This window comes from Parafrankia sp. FMc2 (assembly GCF_041008525.1).
GTDB lineage: Bacteria > Actinomycetota > Actinomycetes > Frankiales > Frankiaceae > Parafrankia.
The window spans coordinates 1-18,781 of record NZ_JBFLUG010000088.1 but is presented as its reverse complement, the minus strand read 5'-3'; the positions used below and the strand labels follow the sequence as shown (position 1 = coordinate 18,781).

The 18,781-nt window shown below is 71.2% G+C and carries 31 protein-coding genes and 1 pseudogene; 27 read left to right on the top strand and 5 right to left on the bottom strand.

Features of this window, described 5'->3' with window-relative positions:
* Nucleotides 1-129: 129 nt before the first annotated feature.
* The gene (locus AB1460_RS24830) at nt 130-1,224 is read right to left on the bottom strand and encodes an NmrA family NAD(P)-binding protein (protein ID WP_368964517.1); all 1,095 of its coding nucleotides are present in this window, start codon (nt 1,222-1,224) and stop codon (nt 130-132) included.
* Nucleotides 1,225-1,620: 396 nt separating this feature from the next.
* On the opposite strand from AB1460_RS24830, the gene AB1460_RS24825 reads away from it, so the two are divergent.
* The 19 genes from AB1460_RS24825 to AB1460_RS24735 all read left to right on the top strand — a co-directional run bounded on the left by AB1460_RS24825 (nt 1,621) and on the right by AB1460_RS24735 (nt 10,301).
* The gene (locus AB1460_RS24825; RefSeq protein WP_368964516.1) at nt 1,621-1,956 is read left to right on the top strand and encodes a hypothetical protein; all 336 of its coding nucleotides are present in this window, start codon (nt 1,621-1,623) and stop codon (nt 1,954-1,956) included.
* Nucleotides 1,953-2,939 carry a hypothetical protein gene (locus tag AB1460_RS24820; protein WP_368964515.1) on the top strand — a complete coding sequence of 329 codons (987 nt, stop codon included), beginning with the start codon at nt 1,953-1,955 and terminating at the stop codon, nt 2,937-2,939. The genes AB1460_RS24825 and AB1460_RS24820 overlap by 4 nt, the downstream gene beginning before the upstream one ends.
* A 112-nt stretch (nt 2,940-3,051) precedes the next feature.
* Complete coding sequence (locus AB1460_RS24815) at nt 3,052-3,309, top strand: hypothetical protein (protein ID WP_368964514.1); 258 nt, start codon at nt 3,052-3,054, stop codon at nt 3,307-3,309.
* Complete coding sequence (locus AB1460_RS24810) at nt 3,302-3,535, top strand: hypothetical protein (RefSeq protein ID WP_368964513.1); 234 nt, start codon at nt 3,302-3,304, stop codon at nt 3,533-3,535. Before AB1460_RS24815 ends, AB1460_RS24810 begins: the two co-directional genes overlap by 8 nt.
* A complete protein-coding gene (locus AB1460_RS24805) occupies nt 3,532-4,077 on the top strand; it encodes a hypothetical protein (RefSeq protein WP_368964512.1) in 546 nt (181 codons plus the stop codon). The genes AB1460_RS24810 and AB1460_RS24805 overlap by 4 nt, the downstream gene beginning before the upstream one ends.
* Nucleotides 4,074-4,505, top strand: coding sequence for a hypothetical protein (locus tag AB1460_RS24800; RefSeq protein ID WP_368964511.1), 432 nt, complete (start codon nt 4,074-4,076; stop codon nt 4,503-4,505). Before AB1460_RS24805 ends, AB1460_RS24800 begins: the two co-directional genes overlap by 4 nt.
* A complete protein-coding gene (locus AB1460_RS24795) occupies nt 4,502-5,083 on the top strand; it encodes a hypothetical protein (protein ID WP_368964510.1) in 582 nt (193 codons plus the stop codon). Before AB1460_RS24800 ends, AB1460_RS24795 begins: the two co-directional genes overlap by 4 nt.
* Complete coding sequence (locus AB1460_RS24790) at nt 5,080-5,406, top strand: hypothetical protein (protein ID WP_368964509.1); 327 nt, start codon at nt 5,080-5,082, stop codon at nt 5,404-5,406. The genes AB1460_RS24795 and AB1460_RS24790 overlap by 4 nt, the downstream gene beginning before the upstream one ends.
* Nucleotides 5,403-5,894, top strand: coding sequence for a hypothetical protein (locus tag AB1460_RS24785; protein ID WP_368964508.1), 492 nt, complete (start codon nt 5,403-5,405; stop codon nt 5,892-5,894). Before AB1460_RS24790 ends, AB1460_RS24785 begins: the two co-directional genes overlap by 4 nt.
* Nucleotides 5,891-6,115: a hypothetical protein gene (locus AB1460_RS24780; protein ID WP_368964507.1), complete on the top strand. Its 225-nt coding sequence runs from the start codon at nt 5,891-5,893 to the stop codon at nt 6,113-6,115. Before AB1460_RS24785 ends, AB1460_RS24780 begins: the two co-directional genes overlap by 4 nt.
* Nucleotides 6,112-6,324: a hypothetical protein gene (locus AB1460_RS24775; protein ID WP_368964506.1), complete on the top strand. Its 213-nt coding sequence runs from the start codon at nt 6,112-6,114 to the stop codon at nt 6,322-6,324. Before AB1460_RS24780 ends, AB1460_RS24775 begins: the two co-directional genes overlap by 4 nt.
* Nucleotides 6,325-6,462: 138 nt before the next feature.
* On the top strand, nt 6,463-6,855 hold the full coding sequence (locus AB1460_RS24770; RefSeq protein WP_368964505.1) for a hypothetical protein: 393 nt from the start codon (nt 6,463-6,465) through the stop codon (nt 6,853-6,855).
* Entirely contained in the window at nt 6,852-8,042 is a 1,191-nt protein-coding gene (locus AB1460_RS24765; protein ID WP_368964504.1) for a DNA polymerase III subunit beta, read from the top strand. Before AB1460_RS24770 ends, AB1460_RS24765 begins: the two co-directional genes overlap by 4 nt.
* Nucleotides 8,042-8,287 carry a hypothetical protein gene (locus tag AB1460_RS24760; protein WP_368964503.1) on the top strand — a complete coding sequence of 82 codons (246 nt, stop codon included), beginning with the start codon at nt 8,042-8,044 and terminating at the stop codon, nt 8,285-8,287. Before AB1460_RS24765 ends, AB1460_RS24760 begins: the two co-directional genes overlap by 1 nt.
* The gene (locus AB1460_RS24755; protein ID WP_368964502.1) at nt 8,284-8,748 is read left to right on the top strand and encodes a hypothetical protein; all 465 of its coding nucleotides are present in this window, start codon (nt 8,284-8,286) and stop codon (nt 8,746-8,748) included. The genes AB1460_RS24760 and AB1460_RS24755 overlap by 4 nt, the downstream gene beginning before the upstream one ends.
* On the top strand, nt 8,745-9,146 hold the full coding sequence (locus AB1460_RS24750) for a hypothetical protein (RefSeq protein WP_368964501.1): 402 nt from the start codon (nt 8,745-8,747) through the stop codon (nt 9,144-9,146). Before AB1460_RS24755 ends, AB1460_RS24750 begins: the two co-directional genes overlap by 4 nt.
* A complete protein-coding gene (locus tag AB1460_RS24745; protein ID WP_368964500.1) occupies nt 9,143-9,301 on the top strand; it encodes a hypothetical protein in 159 nt (52 codons plus the stop codon). Before AB1460_RS24750 ends, AB1460_RS24745 begins: the two co-directional genes overlap by 4 nt.
* Nucleotides 9,301-9,735: an SLOG family protein gene (locus AB1460_RS24740; protein ID WP_368964499.1), complete on the top strand. Its 435-nt coding sequence runs from the start codon at nt 9,301-9,303 to the stop codon at nt 9,733-9,735. The genes AB1460_RS24745 and AB1460_RS24740 overlap by 1 nt, the downstream gene beginning before the upstream one ends.
* On the top strand, nt 9,732-10,301 hold the full coding sequence (locus AB1460_RS24735; protein WP_368964498.1) for a hypothetical protein: 570 nt from the start codon (nt 9,732-9,734) through the stop codon (nt 10,299-10,301). Before AB1460_RS24740 ends, AB1460_RS24735 begins: the two co-directional genes overlap by 4 nt.
* Nucleotides 10,302-10,327: 26 nt before the next feature.
* On the opposite strand, the gene AB1460_RS24730 is transcribed toward AB1460_RS24735, so the two are convergent.
* A complete protein-coding gene (locus tag AB1460_RS24730; protein WP_368964497.1) occupies nt 10,328-10,690 on the bottom strand; it encodes a hypothetical protein in 363 nt (120 codons plus the stop codon).
* Between the two features lie 298 nt (nt 10,691-10,988).
* Here AB1460_RS24730 and AB1460_RS24725 point away from each other — a divergent pair.
* The 7 genes and pseudogenes from AB1460_RS24725 to dnaE form a co-directional block, all read left to right on the top strand.
* Nucleotides 10,989-11,264 (top strand): annotated as a pseudogene (locus AB1460_RS24725) (HNH endonuclease signature motif containing protein); the annotation flags it as partial.
* An 18-nt stretch (nt 11,265-11,282) separates the two neighbouring features.
* Nucleotides 11,283-11,531, top strand: coding sequence for a hypothetical protein (locus tag AB1460_RS24720; protein WP_368964537.1), 249 nt, complete (start codon nt 11,283-11,285; stop codon nt 11,529-11,531).
* A 4-nt stretch (nt 11,532-11,535) separates the two neighbouring features.
* The gene (locus AB1460_RS24715; protein ID WP_368964496.1) at nt 11,536-12,048 is read left to right on the top strand and encodes a single-stranded DNA-binding protein; all 513 of its coding nucleotides are present in this window, start codon (nt 11,536-11,538) and stop codon (nt 12,046-12,048) included.
* 86 nt (nt 12,049-12,134) lie between these two features.
* On the top strand, nt 12,135-12,851 hold the full coding sequence (locus AB1460_RS24710) for a hypothetical protein (RefSeq protein ID WP_368964495.1): 717 nt from the start codon (nt 12,135-12,137) through the stop codon (nt 12,849-12,851).
* A complete protein-coding gene (locus tag AB1460_RS24705; protein ID WP_368964493.1) occupies nt 12,848-13,216 on the top strand; it encodes a hypothetical protein in 369 nt (122 codons plus the stop codon). Before AB1460_RS24710 ends, AB1460_RS24705 begins: the two co-directional genes overlap by 4 nt.
* A complete protein-coding gene (locus AB1460_RS24700) occupies nt 13,206-13,457 on the top strand; it encodes a hypothetical protein (protein ID WP_368964491.1) in 252 nt (83 codons plus the stop codon). Before AB1460_RS24705 ends, AB1460_RS24700 begins: the two co-directional genes overlap by 11 nt.
* Complete coding sequence (dnaE, locus tag AB1460_RS24695; protein WP_368964489.1) at nt 13,454-17,116, top strand: DNA polymerase III subunit alpha; 3,663 nt, start codon at nt 13,454-13,456, stop codon at nt 17,114-17,116. Before AB1460_RS24700 ends, dnaE begins: the two co-directional genes overlap by 4 nt.
* On the opposite strand, the gene AB1460_RS24690 is transcribed toward dnaE, so the two are convergent.
* Nucleotides 17,113-17,361: a hypothetical protein gene (locus AB1460_RS24690; protein WP_368964487.1), complete on the bottom strand. Its 249-nt coding sequence runs from the start codon at nt 17,359-17,361 to the stop codon at nt 17,113-17,115. The genes dnaE and AB1460_RS24690 overlap by 4 nt on opposite strands.
* A gap of 228 nt (nt 17,362-17,589) precedes the next feature.
* On the opposite strand from AB1460_RS24690, the gene AB1460_RS24685 reads away from it, so the two are divergent.
* Nucleotides 17,590-17,856 (top strand): hypothetical protein, encoded by a 267-nt coding sequence (locus AB1460_RS24685; protein WP_368964485.1) that lies wholly within the window; start codon nt 17,590-17,592, stop codon nt 17,854-17,856.
* Here AB1460_RS24685 and AB1460_RS24680 read toward each other — a convergent pair.
* Both AB1460_RS24680 and AB1460_RS24675 read right to left on the bottom strand, forming a co-directional pair.
* Complete coding sequence (locus tag AB1460_RS24680) at nt 17,849-18,067, bottom strand: hypothetical protein (protein ID WP_368964483.1); 219 nt, start codon at nt 18,065-18,067, stop codon at nt 17,849-17,851. The genes AB1460_RS24685 and AB1460_RS24680 overlap by 8 nt on opposite strands.
* Before the next feature lie 240 nt (nt 18,068-18,307).
* Nucleotides 18,308-18,781: NUDIX hydrolase (locus AB1460_RS24675; protein WP_368964481.1), on the bottom strand; the 474-nt coding region annotated here is incomplete at its 5' end.

The following is an 18,781-nucleotide window of genomic DNA, read 5'->3' as shown; positions in this document are numbered from 1 at the left end:
GGGAGCCGCCGGGTCGGGTGCGGCACGGTCTGAGCCGCAGACGGCGCTTGGTCGTCGGCGTTGCGGAAGCCGAAGGCGGCCCGTGCAACGAGTTTGACCGAGGCCCGGTTCGTATTGCCGCTCAGCCGTTTACAACTTGCCCTTCCTCATATCCGCGCTGCTCTTGAGTACCGCAGAGTCGATACTCAAGTTCTCCGGCTGGACCCTCTCCCAGAGACTTCCCTTACCGAGGTCTCGCCCCACCTGGTCTTCTCGGCGGAACCACTCCTCAGCACTTCGGGTCCTGTTGGGGTGAATTTCATCGAGCAGAGTGTAATCCCTGGTGACGATTCCGTGCTTCCACACATTCCAGAAGCCCGTGAAATTGTCCCTGAAGCTCATGGTGGCCTTGTCGTTGGGATCGGCGTTGTATCCGGCAGGGAGATCGGAAACCTCCTTCAGTGGACCGCTCCAATATGTGTCCAGATCAGTGTCGACGTACCGTGCCGGATGCCCGGTGACCTTCTCGAATGCCGCAGCCATATCGGCATAGGCCACGTGCTCGATAGCTACTTCGAGGTCCATTCCATTCGCCCGCTCTGGATGGTCGAAGAGCCAGCGAACGTAGAATCCGCAATCTTCGAGATCCACGTGGGGAACGGCTCCCTTGCCGAGAGGGACTCGCCACGTGACGACACCGTCCTCGACCGATGGTGTCATGGGCGTGAGCGGTGAGATTACCATGTCCATATAGGGACCTGACGTGAAGACGGCCACTCCCATCCTGTCTCTGTTCCTTTGGTTTTGGAACAGTACCCATTCGGCAATGCGACCTTTGCCGTCATAGTGGCCGGTGCGGAACCTGGAGTCGTAGCCGGACTTCTTGAGGACGTAGTCGAGATTCCCATAGACGAAGAATTTGATTCCTTCTTCAATCGCGATCTCATAACTGCGGATGGCCCAGTAGGTCTCGGTCTTCTCGCCGGTGTTGAACCCGTCGATGTTCATGAATACCCCGTCGCAGCTGCGAAATCCTTCCCGCAGCACGTCTTCGTCGGCAAATGACCCTTCGAGGAAGGAGACGTTGCCGAGTGCGAGAAGAGCCTGGGCCCGGGGGGAGGTGGAATCGCGGGTGAGGACTCGGACGGAGTACTTCTTGTCGGCGACAAGAGCGCGGACGATGGGCATCCCTTGAGCCCCCGTGCCGCCGATGACAAAGATGGTGGAGGCGGTGTGAGAAGCCATGATTTTTTACCTCAGAGGTTGTGTACGCAGCCATCGGTATCAGCAGGCGATGCGTGCGGCATATCCGAAACTGATCGCTGCGTCAGCTTGACGGTCAACGGCACCGGCTGGCGCTGCGCCGACGCCCGTGGAAGGTCGCGTAGACCTTGGCGGCTCCACGCTCACAGGAAACCCACCAGCAACTTCCCCCTGTCACGACGGCGACAAACGTCTTTGGTGCTGACCATGGACACTCCTAGGAAAACCGATCGGTTTCCAGTCAGTGCACACCGATCGGTTTCCAGCAACAAGCGCCCGGACGGGTAGGTCAAGGCCAGGTGCGGCACGTGGTGGGTATGGGGCGGTACGGCGGCAGGGAGCCGCCGGAAAATAACTCCCGTTCTTGATCAAGGAGAGATGTGGGCAGTCCCGGGACAGGGCCAACATCAAATCCAGGAGTTATTTTCCGGCGGCTCCCTGGACCAGGCGGCGCCCGGCGAGATCGCCAGTGACGACCGCTGGTCCGAGGCGTTCCCGGTCGAGGGCTGCGAGCAGGCGGCCGAGCTGCTGGCCGACCGCGGCCTGACCGAGGAGTCCGGAGGTGGCTGGTACCAGCAGTCGGACGTCTCGACCGCGGTGGACTACGCCACCGGCGAGCGCCGGCAGACCACCGGCCACCTGCACGGGTTCTCCCCGAAGCACGAGCGGCGGGTGGGCGAGCTGCTGGCCCGCCGGGTTCGGGGCGAGCAGTGAGCGCGGCGCTCGACGACTGCTGGATCTACAAGGGCCACGCGCTGTACCTGCGTAGGCGGAACGAGGGCTTCTGGCAGGTCCACTACCTCCCCCGGCCCATGGAGTCGGGCGAGGTGGACCGCCAGATCCTTGAGGTCGACGAGGACCCAGACGAGGCCCGCCGGCTTGCCGAAGCCGTCGGCGACGCGGGCGACATCAAGACACGGCCCGACGTTGAGCAGACCCGACTCAAGGCCGAAAGCCTGGACCGCGAGGCCGGCATCGCCGGGTTCATCGCGCGGGAGGACCTGCCCGCCCTCGACGTCGTCCCGTTCCGGTACGACCCCACCCGGCCGCCGCTGCCGCCGGACGGCCTCCAGGTCGGCCGGGACGACGCGGGAACCTGGCGCACCTACCAGGAGCGCTACCCGGGCTCGACGCTGACCGCTGGGCACGCCACCAACGTCGAGGCGTACTGGGCCTGCCACGCGCTGCGGGACCTCGCCCCGTGGGCCATCGTGATCGACGTGCGCGCCAAGGACGAGGACGAGCCGAGCCGCTGCCGGCTTGAGCGCGAGATCCTGGCCGGACGCGTGGACGGGGTGGGCGAGAGGTTCGCCCACCGCCGCACCGTCTTGCCGGAGCCGAGCAACGCGCGTGAGGTCAAGGGGGCCCCCGGGCTCGTCCTGGCGACTGCCGGGCGGGGCGACTGGGCGGTGGTGCGCACCGTTGACCACCGGGCGCTGGTCAGGGGTATCCGCTCGCAGGCCAAGGCCACCGCCGCCGCCCGCGCGCTGGCCGCGCTGGGCGACCTCGTCACCGTTCCCGGCTACGTGCTGTCACACCTGCCCGCGCTGCGGGAGGACGCCAAGGCGATCGAGTGGGAGTCCTCGGGTCTCAGCGCCGAGGCGCCCCGGTGGGCGAAGGAGTCCCGTGGCCGCGCCGCCGAGATCCGCGAGGCCGTGACAGAGAAGGCCGCCCGGGACGCCGCCCGGCGGCGGTGACCACGAGAGGCCGAGAGTGCCCGCGCCCGTTCGCGGATCTCTCGGTTTCTCTCGTCTAACTGACATACACTGCTGTTGTACCCGTGTTAGGCGGGACGAGATGGGAGTCGCCATGACCGACACCGCCACCGCACCTGAGTGGGCCTCCGGGGTCCACGTGCTCGTCTCCGACGACGACGAGACATGCGGCTACGTCGCCCGCCGGATGGCGCCCGGCCGCTACCTACTCACCCCGGGCGCGGACGACGACCCGGACTCATTCGAGGCCGTCGCCTTCGGCGCCCCGAACCCGCTGGGCCTGCCGGTGATCACACGGGACGCGGACCTGGACCACCACTGCCCGCACGAGGACGGAGACGACGATGCCTAACGCCGTGACCGTCACCCGCAAGGGTGCGAAGAAGAAGGTCGGCGCGTTCGACGCGCGCTACACCGTGGAGTTCAGCGCCCTGCCGGGCAAGAAGTTCGGCCCGTGGGACTACCGCGAGACGCAGCGCGACCTGACGGTGTCGGCGCTGCTGGAACCGACCGAGGCGCGAGCGCTCGTGCTCGACGCCTTCGTCGAGGGCAGCGCCACACGCGAGGTGTCGCGGTGACCACGACAAAGCCGCGCGTCATCGCGCGTAACCGCAAGGAGTTCGCCGAGGTTCGGGACCGCGAGCTGGCCTGCGTCGTGGTCAGTCAGGACAACGACTGGCGCGAGGTCCCCCGCTCGCCGGAGTCCGCCTGGAGCCTTCTGGATGGAGACCCGAAGGCCAGGCTGCTCGACCTCGGAGGCGGCGCCTACAAGGTCGAGCGGCGTCCCCAGCCCCTGTGGTACCTGCTGTGGTTGGTGCCGGCCGAGGCCGATTCCCCCTGCGACCACGGCGACCCCCAGCCCCTTGTGATCGAGCGCGACGACGAGCGGTTCTTCGACCTCAAGAGGCGCGCTTACGCTCGCGCGCTGGACTGCGTGCTGGTCAACCCGTTCAGCGACAACCGAGAGGCGACGCAGCCCGCGTTGTCCGCCCTGAGCTGGCTGGACAAGGACACGAAGGCCACGCTGCTCGACCTTTGCGACGGCACCTACAGGGTGGAGCGCCGGCTGTGGCCGCTGCACTACGTGCTGCGCCCGAAGTCGAGCGAGGCCGCGTCGTGATCGCCCACCGCGACGGCGACGTGATGGTGCTGGCCACCGGCGACAGCAAGCCGATCGAGTGGCAGCAGGACGGCGCCTGGTTCGCCTGCCCCTGGTGCCGCACCGGCCAGAAGGCCCACGAGGACACCTGCCCCAACCCGGCGTGCGTGGCCTCGCAGTGGGCGAACGAGCAGTACGTGCGGGACGTCTTCGCCCGCCTGACTGCCGAGGATGCCCGCCGGGAGCGGGCCCGCGACGAGGTCGAGGCGCTGGCGCGGAGCGACGCGGCGTCCCGGGCCGCGCGTCAGGCCGCCTGGAGCAAGGCCGCGCACGAGGCCTCCGAGCGTGGGGCGTGCCTGGTCTGCCTGCGGAAGTCGCCCTGGGAGGGCGGGCACCCGCGGTTCGTGCGGCACCGCAACCCCGACCACCACGGAAGGAGCACGGCGTGACCGCCAGCCAGATCGCCACTGAGGCCGCCTGGGACGGCGAGGCGGTCATGTACCGGCGCCGGGTGGAGATCCCGGGCGGGTACGACATCGGAACCCACCGGGCCGCCTGGTTGCTGATCTCCGGCCACCGCGAGGCCGACGGGGTCTGCGACCTGGACGGCGAGTCCTGGCCGTGCTCGACCTTCACCGCGGCACCGGAATGGGTGCGCGTCCTCGCCGCCCACGGCATCTACCCGAGCGACCTCCAGATGGGCATCGTGGTCAGCGCCGGAGACGCCGAGGTCGCCCTGACCTGCACCGGGTGTGGGCGGTTCGCGCAGCCCGTGCGGCACCGGGGGTGCTGGCAGTCCGGACTGACGCCATGCGAGGGCGACCTGTTCTGCTGGCCCTGCACGGAGGCCTATCTCAACGAGCGCATCAACCCGCGGGTTCGCGACTCGGCCGGACGGGATACCGGCTACCGCGAGCTGGACTACACCACCGCCACGGGCTCGGAGTCCTCGCTGTCAGAGCCGGACCGGCAGACCGTGCGCGCCGGCCGACGCCGGGGCCGGCGTGGGAGCAGGAGCGTGGCATGACGTCCCCCCTGCCGAACCCGCTCGACCTGAAGAGCTTCTGGCCGGGTGACCTGTCCGCGGACGCGCTGGACTACGCCGACGACGTCACCGACGAGGGTGACACCGTGCTGGTCAACGCCTACAGCGGCCCGGAGGGCCTGCGCGCCGCCATCGCCACCGGCAAGCCGGTGCGGTTCTGGGCTCGCGACAGCCTGAGCCTGACCGCCGAGGACATCGCGGAGGCCGAGCGGACTGCCCGGGAAGCCGGGTGGCTCACGGAGCTTCCGCTGGACCGGCCGTGGGGCTGGGTCGTGCCGCCCGATCTGGCGGGGGAGTACCTGTGAGCACGCCCGCGCCGGCTGTACCGCTTCCGACTGACCCGAACGACCCGCTGGGCCGGTGGGGTGACCTGACCTTCATCGAGCACCGGATACCCGGCGGGTGCCGCTACTGCGGCCAGGGCGGGCCGGACGGCGATCACCGACCCACAACGTGCCGCGCCTGCGGCATGCGGGTCTGCCTCTATCCGAGCGGGTGCCGGGTCTGCTTCGTCGGGCTGCTCGACGGCGTGGCCTACGCCCTCGGCTTCAGGCCGGTCTGCGGGTACGCGAAGTGCGGCCAGCCGGCCGTCGCGAAGGCGCCGCGGGTGCGGTACGTGTGCGCGGACCACCTGGACCGACCAACGCAGGTGCTCGTGGGGCGCTACACCAGGCAGCGCGTAAGCCTGGGCGAGATCGTGCGGGGGCGCGCGGAGCGGACGCGTGCGATCGGTCGGCCCGAGCCATCGCTCGCCCACTCTCGTTGGGTGTGGGTGCCGGGGGCGACCTCGTGAGCGCCCGCGTGCCGGGCGCGCCCATGCAGCGGGAGTGCTTCGACCGCGACCTGGAGCGCCTCAACGCCGAGCTGGAGCGGCTCGGCGCCGTCATCACCCTGTCGGACGGATGGCGCGGGATCGACGAGGCCAAGGTGCCCGCCGACCTGCTGCGCACCTACCGGGAGCTGATCTCGTACGGCTGGGCCAACGGCCACCTGGCGCCGGGAGCGTCGACGTGACCGGCGACGTCTGCGCGTTCGGTCGCTGCCTCGACCCGCCCGCGCGGGTGGTGGTGGCGGTGCCTGGACGCACCCACCTGTCCGCACTCGTGGGCACCGCCGCGTTCGAGCCGGTGGAGATGTGCGCCGAGCACGCGGACGAGGCCGTGGACCACCTCGGCTTCGCCGTGGTCGACACGATCTCGACCGGGCTGTCCAGCCCGCTGTAGCAGGACCCCGGGGAGCGCGCGGCGGGGCGGACACGTGCGCTCCCCAATCTCTCGATTTCTCGTGTCACACTGACATACAATGACGATGAGGCGGAGTAAGGCGAGAGACCTGCCCGCGCTGCCAGCGAAGGAGCCACCGTGCCGAACCCGATGAACCTGCTGCTCGCCCCGCCCGTCCTCCAGGACGCCGACGACCCCGCCTACTACGCCGCGCGGGACGTCCTGGAGCACCACCCGGTCACCGCCGGCATGGACCCGATGGCGCTGTCGTCGCTCGCCCAGCAGCTCGTGGACGCGACCAACCGGGACCTGTTGAGCAAGGACGAGATCGTCGAGCAGTGCGGCGAGGCGCTGGGGGCGTTCCGCGAACTCGCCCGGCGCAAGACCCTGCCGCAGTACGTCCACGCCGCGTCGCCGCAGTGGGTGGACGACGCGCTCGCCGAGGAGGGGCTGACCCTCGACCGGAGCAAGCCCGCGGCCACGCCCGCGCCGGTGACCACCGCCCCAGCGCCGCAGGCGGACGCCGCGTGAGGGCCACCGTCCAGGCCAAGGACCTCGCGGACGCGGTCGCTTGGCTGGGCAAGGTGGTGCGCCGGACGAGCAGCGACGCGCACGGCAGCCGCGACCTCACACAGGTCCAGTCCGCCGTCCACCTCACCGCCGAGGACGGCCGCCTGGTCCTCCAGGCCACCGACCTCGACGTCTGGGCCACCGCCGAGGTGGAGGCCACGGTGGACACCCCAGGCACGGCGATCCTGCACGCCAAGCTCGTCACGGAGGTGGCCGGACGCCTGCGCAAGGCCCCGGTCACCCTGGAGCTGGAGGGGACCGCCCTCACGCTGACCTGCGGGGCGATGGTCCTGCACGCGCGCACCATGAACGTGGCGTGGCCGCAGTTCCCGGCGGTGCCGACGGAGATCGGCCGAGTCAAGGCCGAGGCGCTGCGCGACGCGGTGGCCCGAGTGGCCCCCGGTGTCGGCGAGCCCGAGGCGGACCCGCCGTTCCGGTCGATCTCGGCGGACACCGCGGACACGCTCACCCTGGCGGCCACCGACCGGCGCCGGCTCGCGGTGGCGCGGGTCGCGCTGGAGCCGGTGCTGGGCTACACCGGCGACGCCGGCGTCCTGCTGCCGGCCACCCTGGTGGCCGTCGCCCAGGGGTTGCCGAAGTCCGGCGACGCCTCGCTGCACCTGGACCCGGTCAGCACGGCCACCCAGGGCGCGCGCAGGTTCGGGCTGAGCTGGCCGGGCCGGTCGGTGAGCGCGGGCACCGTGATGGGCGTCGCGGCGCCGTACGCCCGCACGCTGGCCATCGCCAAGCCAGTGCTCACCGCGGCGGTGGATCGCGCCGAGCTGGTAGATGCGATCCGACGGGTGGTCCCGGCTGCCGAGCGGGACAAGGTCAAGGCGATCCGCATGGACCTGACCTTCACTCCGGGCGAGCTGGAGCTGACCGGCGCCTCGGCGGCCGGGGAGGCCCGCGAAGCGGTCGAGGCCGAGTACGACGGCCCGGAGATCCCGCTGCACCTCAACGCGCAGTACCTGCTGGACGCGCTGGAGGCCACCGGCGGCGAGCGGGTGCACATCGGCCTGGCCAAGACCGACACCGACCCGCGCAAGCACGCCACCCTGATGATCACCAACCCGCAGGACCCGAACTACATGCACGTCGTGACGTTGATCCGCCAGGCGGTCGCGCTCGCCCGGAAGGCCGCCTGATGGAGGCCTTCTACGTCACCGTGCGCCGGGGCTCCCGGACGGGCTGCCTCCTCGGCCCGTACGACACCCCCGAGGAGGCCGAGGCCAACGTCGAGCGGGCCAACCTCACCGCGTGCGAGATCGACCCGTGGTGTGGCTTTGACGCCTTTGGCGTCACGCGGGTGGTGCCTCGCCCGGGGCGGACCCTGCCGGACGGCCACCTCAACGACCGCATCGGACTGACTCCCGCCAGGAGCGCGGCATGAGCTTCCCCATCACCCGCGAGCACGGCCTGCGCTACACCGACCTGAGCCCGGAGTGGGTCCGCGAGCACCGGCCGTGGATCGAGGACCCGGAGAGTCCCGTCGAGGTCTTCGCCGAGGAGATCGAGGGCGGGGAGCACTGGGGCTCCAGGGCCGCCGAGGAGCACTGGGGCGAGATCGCCGCCCGTGCCGCCGCTGACCCCGGCCTCGCCCCGGGCGAGCGTGTGGTGCGTGACCTCGACTACGGGGACTGGCGCGAGCCCACCCCTGGCGACGTCGAGGCCGCACGCCGGGGCAAGGGGCTCCGGCGTCTGGACTGGGGCGTGCGGCACCGCGGCGAGGTGGCCCACTACGGCTACCACGACGCCGCCCGCCGGGCCGTCCACAACGACGAGCACGGCCGCACGCTGGCCGTCCGCGACGTGACGCCGAGCCTGTGGGCGCGGGTCGGGGGTGAGGCGTGACCGCCGACCTGTCCATCCCCACCGGCGTGACGCGGCGCCGGGAGACCGTGGGACGTAGCGACCGGCAGGGCGTCCCGCGCACCCCCGGCCCGCACGCGCTGCCCGTCGGCCACATCGTGGCCATCGAGATCACCAATGACGCGGCACGCCGGCAGTTCGGCGCCGCCTACCGCTCGGCGGGCGAGGCGGTGTGGGGCTCTGCCTGGGGCACCCGCGTAGGCGAGGTGCTCGCCGAGGACGCCGCCGGGCGCGGCTGGTGGGTGGACCACAACGACCTGCGGGCCGTGCTGGTACGGCACGAGGACATCCTGGGCGCCTGCGACACCGGCCCCCTCGTCGAGGGCGAGACGTGCGCCTACGACCGCACGACCGCCGGACTCCGCCGGAGCGCGCCGTGATCGTTGTCCTGCTGCGGCACGCCACGTTCGGCCTGGTCGTCCGGGACGGCCGGATCGTGCTCGCCCCGCCGATCTCGCGCCGCTCGCTGGGCCGACCGGCCCGCGCGGTGTGGGACTACTACGCCCAGCGCGGGCGGGTCGTGTGGGTGCCGTGATGCGCGTGCTGATCACCGGCGCCCGCGTGTGGCGCGACCGGAGCCGCGTGTGGGCGGACCTGGACAGGGTGCACGCCCTCGCCCGGTCGCGCGGGCAACGGCTCACTGTGGTGCACGGCGACGCCCGGGGCGCCGACCGACTCGCCCGCGCCTGGTGCGAGCGGACCTCCGGCGTCGGCCACGAGAAATACCCGGTCTCGCCCGCCGAGTGGAAGATCAACGGTCAGCGCGCCGGCCACCTGCGCAACGCCCACATGGTCAAGCTCGGTGCGGACGGCGCCATCGCCTACTGCGTGCCCTGCGACAAGCCGGGCCCCTGTTACGGGCTCGGCGGGGTGCTACTTCCGGCCGGGCACGCCACGCACGGCACCTGGGGCTGCATGGAGCTGGCGCGGGACGCCGGCATCACGGTGTGGGAGCGGTGGTCCCGGTGAGCCGCCCCGCCGCCAAGCTCACCCCGGACCAGGTGGTCGAGATCCGGGAGCTGATCGCCACCGGGGCGTGCAACGAGGACCTCGCGCCGCTGTACGGGGTGTCCCCCGAGACCATCCGCAAGATCCGCTACGGGCGGACGTGGCGGACCCTCCACGAGAACTGGCGCACCCACTGCGGCCGAGGCCACGCCTACGCCGAGCACGCCTACGTCGACCAGGCCGGTCGGCACTGCTGCCGGGAGTGCCGGCGGCAGCGGGAGCGATCGACGCAGCGCACCCGCGAGGAGTACCTCGCCGAGCATGCCGGCCACGAGCTGCGCACCCGCTCCACCGGCGTCGTGTTCTGCCTGTCGTGCTGGCGGGGCGAGCACGACATCGACCAGATCGCCGTGGAGCGGGCCGTGAGCGGTAACCCGCCCGCGTGCATGTCGACGGCCGAGCGCGGCGCGGCGATCGACCGCCTCCTCGCCGCCGGACTGTCCCAGCTCGCCACCGCCCGGCGGCTGCACATCTCCGACCGCACCGTCGCGCGCCGCGCGGCCGTGCTGCGACAAGAGGCGGCGTGAAATCGCCTCTGCCGTATTACGGCGCGTCAGCCTGCGGAGCCCTTGGCCTCCGCGCCAGCGCGCCGCGGCTTGGCATCGAACATGCGGGCGAGGTATTCGGTGCGCAGGACGCCGCGCCCGTCGGCACCGATGTAGCCGACGTCGCGGGTGAGGTATCCGTCGGGGTAGTCGTAGCCGGCGGAGGTGACCGCGCCGTTGCGGGTCCACCAGGCTTTGCGATGGGTGTCGCAGCGGTCGCAGGCGTGGATGACGTGGTAGGCGCGCGCCTCGCGGTCCCAGGTCGCGGTGTGGGGCTGCCAGCGGTGCCCCATGGTGCGGCATTCCACGAAGCTGACGGGCAGCTCGTGTGCCCAGGATTCGATGTTGCGGCGGGGGGCCGGCTCAGCCACGACGACGGCGTCCTTTCGGGAAGCACTTCGGGAGTGCGGGGTCGAATTTCGGCGCGCTGCCGAGGAGTTCGTGCGGCGATCCTGCCACCTCGAGGGGCCTACGCGCGGGTCCACACGTCCCGTTGTGGCAGCCCTGTGACCTGCGCTGATACCTGCGCCACAGAGGTGCCACAAATCCAGCCATCCAGCACCCGGGCGTAGTCCCGGCGTCGCCGACTTCCCATCGTCCCGTTCCGCCACCACCGAAGGAGGCCCTCATGGCCGGAGAAACCGTCATCACCGTGAACCTGGCAACCGAATGGCACGACGAGTCCTAATGGCGCCGAGGCCGGCAGGATTCGCTCCAATCGAGGAGTTCTGGAAGAAGGTGGACCAGGCTGGCGAGTGCTGGGAGTGGAAGGGTGCTCGCAATCAGTTTGGTCACGGCCGCATTCGTCGGGACGGTAAGGAGACTGGGACTCATCGCTACTCGTGGGTCTTGGCGTTCGGTCCAATCCCACCCGGAATGATTGTCTGCCACCGTTGCGACAACCCGCCGTGCGTGCGACCAAGCCATCTCTTCCTGGGGACGCCGAGAGACAACACGCAGGACATGCACGTCAAGGGGCGCAGCGGCAGGCCGTCTGCGCCAGGCGAGCGCAGCAGCACAGCAAAGTTCACCAACGCGGAAGTCGTATCGATCCGCGTCCGCTTCGACCAGGGCGAGACGATCGTAGCGCTCGCCAGCGAGAAGAAAGTCAGCATCAGTGCTGTCGCGGACATCGTCAATGGTCGCACCTGGCGAAACATTGGCGGACCCGTTCGCATCAACCCGGCGCTTGGGCGCAGAAAGGCATCGTGACGCAATGGCTGGTGAGCCGATCGTGACAATCATTGGCAATTTGACAAATGACGTCGAGCTGCGGTTTACGCCAAACGGCGCGGCCGTCGCCTCGTTCACCGTGGCCTCAACACCAAGGGTGAAGAAGGGCGACGAGTACGTGGACGGCCAGGCCCTCTTCCTGCGCTGCTCCATCTGGCGGCAGGCCGCGGAGAACCTCGCGGCGTCCGACCTCACCAAGGGTTCGCGCGTGATCGTTCAGGGTCGTCTCAAGCAGCGCAACTTCGAGGACCGCGAGGGCCAGAAGCGCACCGTCATCGAGCTGGACGTCGACGAGATCGGCCCGAGCCTGAAGTACGCCACCGCCAAGGTCACCAAGACCGAGCGCGGGCAGGGCGGTGGCTTCGCCGGGCAGAACGGTGGCGGCCAGAACGGCGCCGCGCGCCAGGCGGCCCCTGCCGCCGCGCGGGGCGGCGCGGCCGACGACCCGTGGTCGATGGCCCCGGGCGGCTACAGCGGCGACGAGCCGCCCTTCTAACCCACCCATCCCGAGGGGCGCGGCTCGACCGGGCCGCGCCCCTCGGCCGCACCCCACCACCACTCCAGCCAGGAAGCGAGTCCACCGTGACCCAACCCCACGAGACCGCGGCCACGCCGCCGCCGACGACCAGCCTGGACCTCGCGAGCCTGAGCGGCCTCGTGGGCGAGTACGTGCACATCAGCCGGCCCCCGACGCCGCTGGAGGCGGAGGCGTACGGCTACAACGAAGGCTTCGAGACCATGGGTGGCAGCGGCCTGGTCGTCGCCGTCCACCCCGAGTCCACCATCCGGCAGCGATACGGGGGCAAGACCGAGAGCCTCACCGGGCGGCGGGTCGACTTCGACTACGGCATGGGCGTTTTCGCTACCGCCAATGCCACCGTCCAGGTGGACCGCGCCGCCGCGATCACGCAGTTCCTGGTAGGCGCGGCCCGCGCCGGCCAGACCGTCGAGGACGTGCTCGCGCGGGCGCTGGCAGACGCGAGCCGGGACCCGGGGCTGCCCAACGGCACCGCACTGCCGGACGTCCGGGAGATCACCACGCTGCGGCGCGACCTGGACACCGCGGTGGAGTTCCGCATCGGGGACCACCACGGCCTGTGGATCGAGGGCCAGCCGGTGCCCGGGGTCGAGGTCAAGCCGGCGGGCGGTGGCGAGTGGACCGTCGGGCGCGGGCGGACGCTCTACAGCCGGTCCGGCGCGTGGGTGCGCGACCCGGAGAGCCTGGACGGCTTCACCCGGACGCGGGACGAAGCGCTGTCCGTCGCGCACGCGCTCGTGGCCGGCGAGGCGGGGCGATGACGGACCCCCGCGCCGCACTCGACGAGCTGGCCGCACTCTCGGCGGGCGCGGGCGGCCCGCGTCTGCACCACGAGCCGACGTGGGCCTTCCCGTACCACCTGGCACTGCTGAGCGCCAACACGACGGACGGGCAGCGCTGCTGGAGCGCCTCGGCGTTCGGCCGCACGCCCGAGGAAGCCGCCGAGCGTCTCCAGGCCGAGCTGACCAGCCCGCCCGAGGGGCAGTGGGTGGAGGCCCGCCAGTACGAGCCGCGCGAGCCCGGAACCTGGCCTGCCCGGTGGGTCTATCCGCCGTCCCGGCCCGTGGCCTGGGACGGCGAGCACTGGACCTACGCCGACGAGGGAGACGACCGTCGTGACCAGTGAGCAGCAGCTATCGGCGATCACCAATCGCGAGGTGGAGACCCTCCTCGACCGGGCCGTGCAGGTCCGCGTCGCCCAGCTAGTCCTGGGCAACGGGCTTCGCGGGCTCTCTGACGAGGAGCTGGAGGGCGCGCGTCAGAACGTCGCGCAGCGCCACGTCGAGACCGAAAACGCCATCCTGCTTGACGCAATCCGAGTCGAATCGGACCGCCGGGCTGCGCGCTCCTCTCGGCTCCAGGGATGAGCGCCGGCCAGTTCGTCCACCTGCACGTCCACACCGAGCACTCCATGCTCGACGGCGCGGCCAAGGTGGGCGAGCTGTTCGCCGAGGCCGCCCGGCTCGGCATGCCCGCGGTGGGCATGACCGACCACGGCAACATGTTCGGCGCCCACCGCTTCCACGCTGAGGCGCAGAAGGCTGGCGTCACCCCGATCATCGGCATCGAGGCGTACCTGGCCCCGCAGTCCCGCTTCGAGAAGGCGCCGGTGTTCTGGGGCACGGGCAACCAGCGCAACGCCGACCCCGCCGGTGAGGGCGGAGACGTCTCTGGCGCCGGGGCGTACACCCACATGACCATGCTGGCGGAGAACGCCACCGGACTGCGGAACCTGTTCCGGCTGTCCTCGCTGGCCAGCCTGGAGGGCTACTACCGCAAGCCCCGGATGGACGCGGATCTGGTCGCCCAGCACGCCGAGGGGATCATCGCCACCACCGGCTGCCCGTCCGGAGAGGTCCAGACCCGGCTGCGCCTCGGACAGTTCGACGCCGCGCTGCGGGCCGCCGAGACCTACCGGGAGATCTTCGGGCGGGAGAACTTCTTCCTGGAGCTGATGGACCACGGCCTCGCCATCGAGCGGTCGGTCCGCGACGGCCTGCTGGACATCGGCCGCCGCCTCGGGCTGCGCCCGCTGGCCACCAACGACTCCCACTACGTCACCCGGGACCAGGCCGCCGCGCACGAGGTGCTGCTGTGCGTGGGCACCGGCCGACAGCTCTCCGACCCCAAGCGCTTCCGGTTCGACGGCGACGGCTACTACCTCAAGTCCGCCGAGGAGATGCGGGCGCTGTGGGACGACCAGGTGCCCGGCGCGTGTGACTCCTCGCTGCTGATCGCCGAGCGGGTGCAGCCGTACGACGAGGTGTTCGCCTACGTCGACCGGATGCCCCGCTTCCCGGTGCCGGCCGGCGAGACACAGGAGTCCTGGCTGCGGGCGGAGACCGAGCGTGGGGTGCGCTGGCGGTTCGGGGACAGCCCGGCGCCGGAGGTGCTCGCCCGGGTTCAGTACGAGCTGGGCGTCATCGAGAAGATGGGCTTCCCCGCGTACTTCCTGGTAGTGGCGGACATCTGCGCCCACGCGCGCAGTCAGGGCATCCGGGTGGGTCCGGGCCGCGGGTCGGCCACCGGCTCAATGGTCTCCTACGTACTCGGGATCACCGAGCTGGACCCGATCGAGCACCGGCTGATCTTCGAGCGGTTCCTCAACCCGGAGCGCGTCTCGCCGCCGGACATCGACCTCGACTTCGACGAGCGCCGCCGCGGCGACATGATCCGCTACGTCACCGAGAAGTACGGCGACGACCGGGTGTGCCAGATCGTCACCTTCGGCACCATCAAGGCCAAGGCGGCGGTCAAGGACGCCTCCCGCGTGCTGGGCTACCCGTACCAGCTCGGCGAGAAGATCAACGCCGCGCTGCCCCCGGACGTCTTCGGCAACGGGATGCCGCTGGCCGGGGTCGTGGACCCCGCGCACCCCCGGCACGCCGAGGCCGCGCAGGTGCGCGCGCTGTACGAGGCGGACGAGGCCGCGCGGCACGTGATCGACACCGCGCTCGGACTGGAGGGCCTGACCCGCGGCGTCGGGGTGCACGCCGCCGGGGTGATCCTGTCCGCCGAGCCGCTGCTGGACGTGCTGCCCATCCACCGCCGGGACGCGGACGGCGCGATCATCACGGGGTTCCCGTACACGCAGGCCGAGGCGATGGGCCTGCTGAAGATGGACTTCCTGGGCCTGCGCAACCTGACCGTGATCGACGACGCGGTGCGGCACGTCCGCGCCAACCGCGGCGTCGAGGTGGACCTGACCACGCTGCCGCTGGCGGACGGGCCCACGTTCGAGCTGCTGGCCCGCGGCGACACCCTCGGGGTGTTCCAGCTCGACGGCACCGCCATGCGTCACCTGCTGCGGCTGATGGAGCCCAGCGAGTTCGAGGACATCGCCGCGGTGCTGGCGCTGTACCGGCCCGGCCCGATGGCGGCGAACTCCCACATCGAGTACGCCGACCGCAAGAACGGGCGCAGCCCGGTCACTCCGATCCACCCCGAGCTGGCCGAGGCGCTGGAGCCGATCCTGGGTGCCACTTACCACCTGGTGGTCTACCAGGAGCAGGTGATGACCATCGCGCAGGACCTCGCCGGGTACTCCCTCGGCCGCGCGGACCTGCTGCGCCGGGCGATGGGCAAGAAGAAGAAGGAGGTCCTCGACGCCCACCACGCGGAGTTCACCGCCGGCATGGTCGAGCGCGGCTACTCCGCCGAGGCCGCGCAGGCGCTGTGGGACGTACTGGTGCCCTTCTCCGGCTACGGGTTCAACAAGTCCCACACCGCCGGCTACGGGGTGGTGGCGTTCTGGACCGCTTACCTCAAGGCCAACTATCCGGCGGAGTACATGGCCGCGCTGCTGACCTCGGTGGGCAATGACAAGGCCCGGCTCGCCGTCTACCTGGCGGAGTGCCGGCGCATGGGCGTGCGGGTGCTGCCCCCGGACGTCAACACCTCCGGCCTGCACTTCACCCCCGTGGACGAGCACGTGCGGTTCGGGCTCGGCGCGGTGCGCAACGTGGGCGTGGGCGTGGTGGAGTCGATCGCGGCCACCCGGCGCGAGCGCGGGGCGTTCACCTCCTTCCCGGACTTCCTGCACAAGGCCGACGCCGCCGCCTGCACCAAGCGGGCCGTCGGCTCACTGATCCAGGCCGGCGCGTTCGACTCGCTGGGCCACCCGCGCCGCCCCCTGCACGAGGGGCACGAGGCCGCCATCGGCGCGGCGGTGCCCGCCAAGCGCTACGAGGAGGCCGGGCACCTGGACCTGTTCGCCGAGGCCGCCGCCGAGCTCGGGGAGGAGGCCCCGGCCGGCGCCGGGGAGGGCATCGCGCTGGACGGCCCGGAGTGGCCGCGCGACGAGCTGCTGGCCCGGGAGCGGGAGATGCTGGGCCTGTACGTCTCCGGCCACCCGCTGCACGGGGCGCAGGAGCTGCTGGAGCGGCACAGCACGGTGGCGCTGGCGGACCTGGAGGAGACCACCCGCGACGGCCAGGAGGTGCACCTCGCCGGCCTGATCTCCGCGGTGGAGCGCAAGGTCGCCAAGTCCTCGGGCAACCCGTGGGCGCCGGTCACGCTGGAGGACCTCGGCGGGATCGCGGAGGTCCTGTTTTTCTCCCGCACCTACCAGGAGTGCTACCACCAGCTCGCGGTCGACGCGGTGGTCTCGATTCGCGGACGGGTCAGCGTGCGGGACGGCGCGTACGCGGTGGTGGCTGACGCGATCACCGTGCTGGACACCTCGGCCGCCGCCGACGAGGCGCCGGTGGGGCTCGCGCTCGACGCCGCCGCGGTGGACGCCGCACTGGTGGAGGGGCTGCGGGTGGCCCTGGAGGCCCACCCGGGACAGCGGCCGGTGCGGGTGCGTCTCGCCGGAGAGGGCGAGAGCTGGACGATGGCGGAGCTGGGGCCGCGGGTGGCCGCCACCCGGGCGCTGCGCGCGGAGCTGGTGCGGCTGGTGGGGGAGGAGGCGCTGGCGCGCTGGCCGGTCAACGCCCCGGCGCTGGCCACACGGGCGGCACCGCGGTGGAACGGCCGGGACCGGCGCGGGTACCGGCCCCGCCAGCCGGCGCGGTCGGGCCGCTAGGCGCGCCAGCCGGGGCGGTGGGCGTCGAGCCAGCGCTCGACGTCCCCGCGCAGCCACAGCCGGATCTGCGGGTCGGTGACACTGGGGTGGGCGATCACCGGGTCCGGGAAGCCCTTGGAGTTGGCGACCTCCACCGCGTAGGAGCGGGCCACCCGCTCGCCGCGGCGGCCGTCCCGGCGGGCGGCGCCCAGCAGGTGGCGGAGCTGGTCGATACCCACCAGGTCCACCAGGTCGGACCTGCGCACCCACTCGTCGCCGCCGGGGCCTGCCACTGCCCGGACGCTAGAACCGAGGGGCCGTACCTGCCGGCCGTGGTGTACGGCCGTACGGTAATCGGCTACCGTGAGCGGTCCACTACACATGGCGCGGCCCCGCACGGTGTGTCACCACCGGTACGGGGCCGAGTGCGAACGGTCAGGAGAGGACCGCCCGTGCCATCGAAATCATCTCACCCCTTCCCGGCCGTTGCCGCGATGTGCACCAGCGGCCAGCCGGTCAAGCCGCTCACCGAGCCCTGGCTTGAGGAGCAGCCCCCCTATGTGGTCGAGGCCGACGAGCACGGAGCCACCGTGCGCATCAGGGCCGGGGTCTCCGGGGCTGACGTGCTGCTCGGGCTTCTCAGCGCGATAGCGGGGCGGCCACCCATGCGGCTGTACCAGGTGGCGCCGGAGCGAGGCGGGTTCATCATCCGGCTGGTGCGGGACCTGGCGGACTCCTACGGGCCGGGCGGTCCTACCTGAGCGTGTGGCCGATCTGCTCGGGCAGCTCGTCCACCCGCCCGGCTACCGCCACCAGCGCGCAGGTCTGCGCGTAGGCCAGCAGGCCGGGCGGGTCGAGCTTGTCGGGGTCGACCTTCGCCAGGGCCTCGGTCGCGGCCAGCAGGTAGTGGTCGCTGGCGACGAGGACGCGGCCGTTGTCGACGGCGGGGCGCGGGGGGCGGCGTGTAGGCACCCGTCCATCATCACCCAGCGCGGTACGCGGGGGACGCACTGTTGGCTCCGGTAGCGAGTTTTGGCCCCACCTTCCAGCGGCTCCTGGCCCCACTTGTCGATCTTCGCGGGTTGGTTGGGGAACGAGTTTTGGCCCCACCTGGCCGTGACGATGCGTGTTCGCCGGTGTCTGCCGCTGCCCGGTTGGCAACGAGACCAGGCAGCCAGGGTGATTTTGATCGGTGTGCGGAAGCCCAGGTTGCTAGGGCAGTGCGGCTCGGGCGAGCCGTCCCAGGCAGACGTCGAGTGGTTGAATCCGGCCGGCGAGCAGTGAGGTGCCGTCCCACCAGGTGATCGCGGTGATCTCGTCGTTCGGGGCGAAGGCGTTGTTTGGGGTCGCGTGCGCGGCGTAGATCGCGGCGTATTCGGTGCGTTGCTCGGGGCCAAGCGCGAACCGCGCGTAGCCAGCAAAGGTTAGATCATCGACCTGGCAGCCGGATTCCTCGTGCAGCTCGCGAGTGGCTGCCTGGCGTGGTGTTTCGCCTAGGTCGATCATCCCGCCCGGCAGTTCCCAGCAGGCGCGCTGTCGGTTGAACACGAGCAGCAGGCGGCCGTCGTGCCAAAGTGCGACCAGTGAGACGGTCAGCGGTGCGTCGCGGACGCCGATATTGTCTCCGGCCGGGTGGAACGCGAGCAGGATGTTCCCGTCGTCATCCGCGGCGAGGTGTTCGAGATC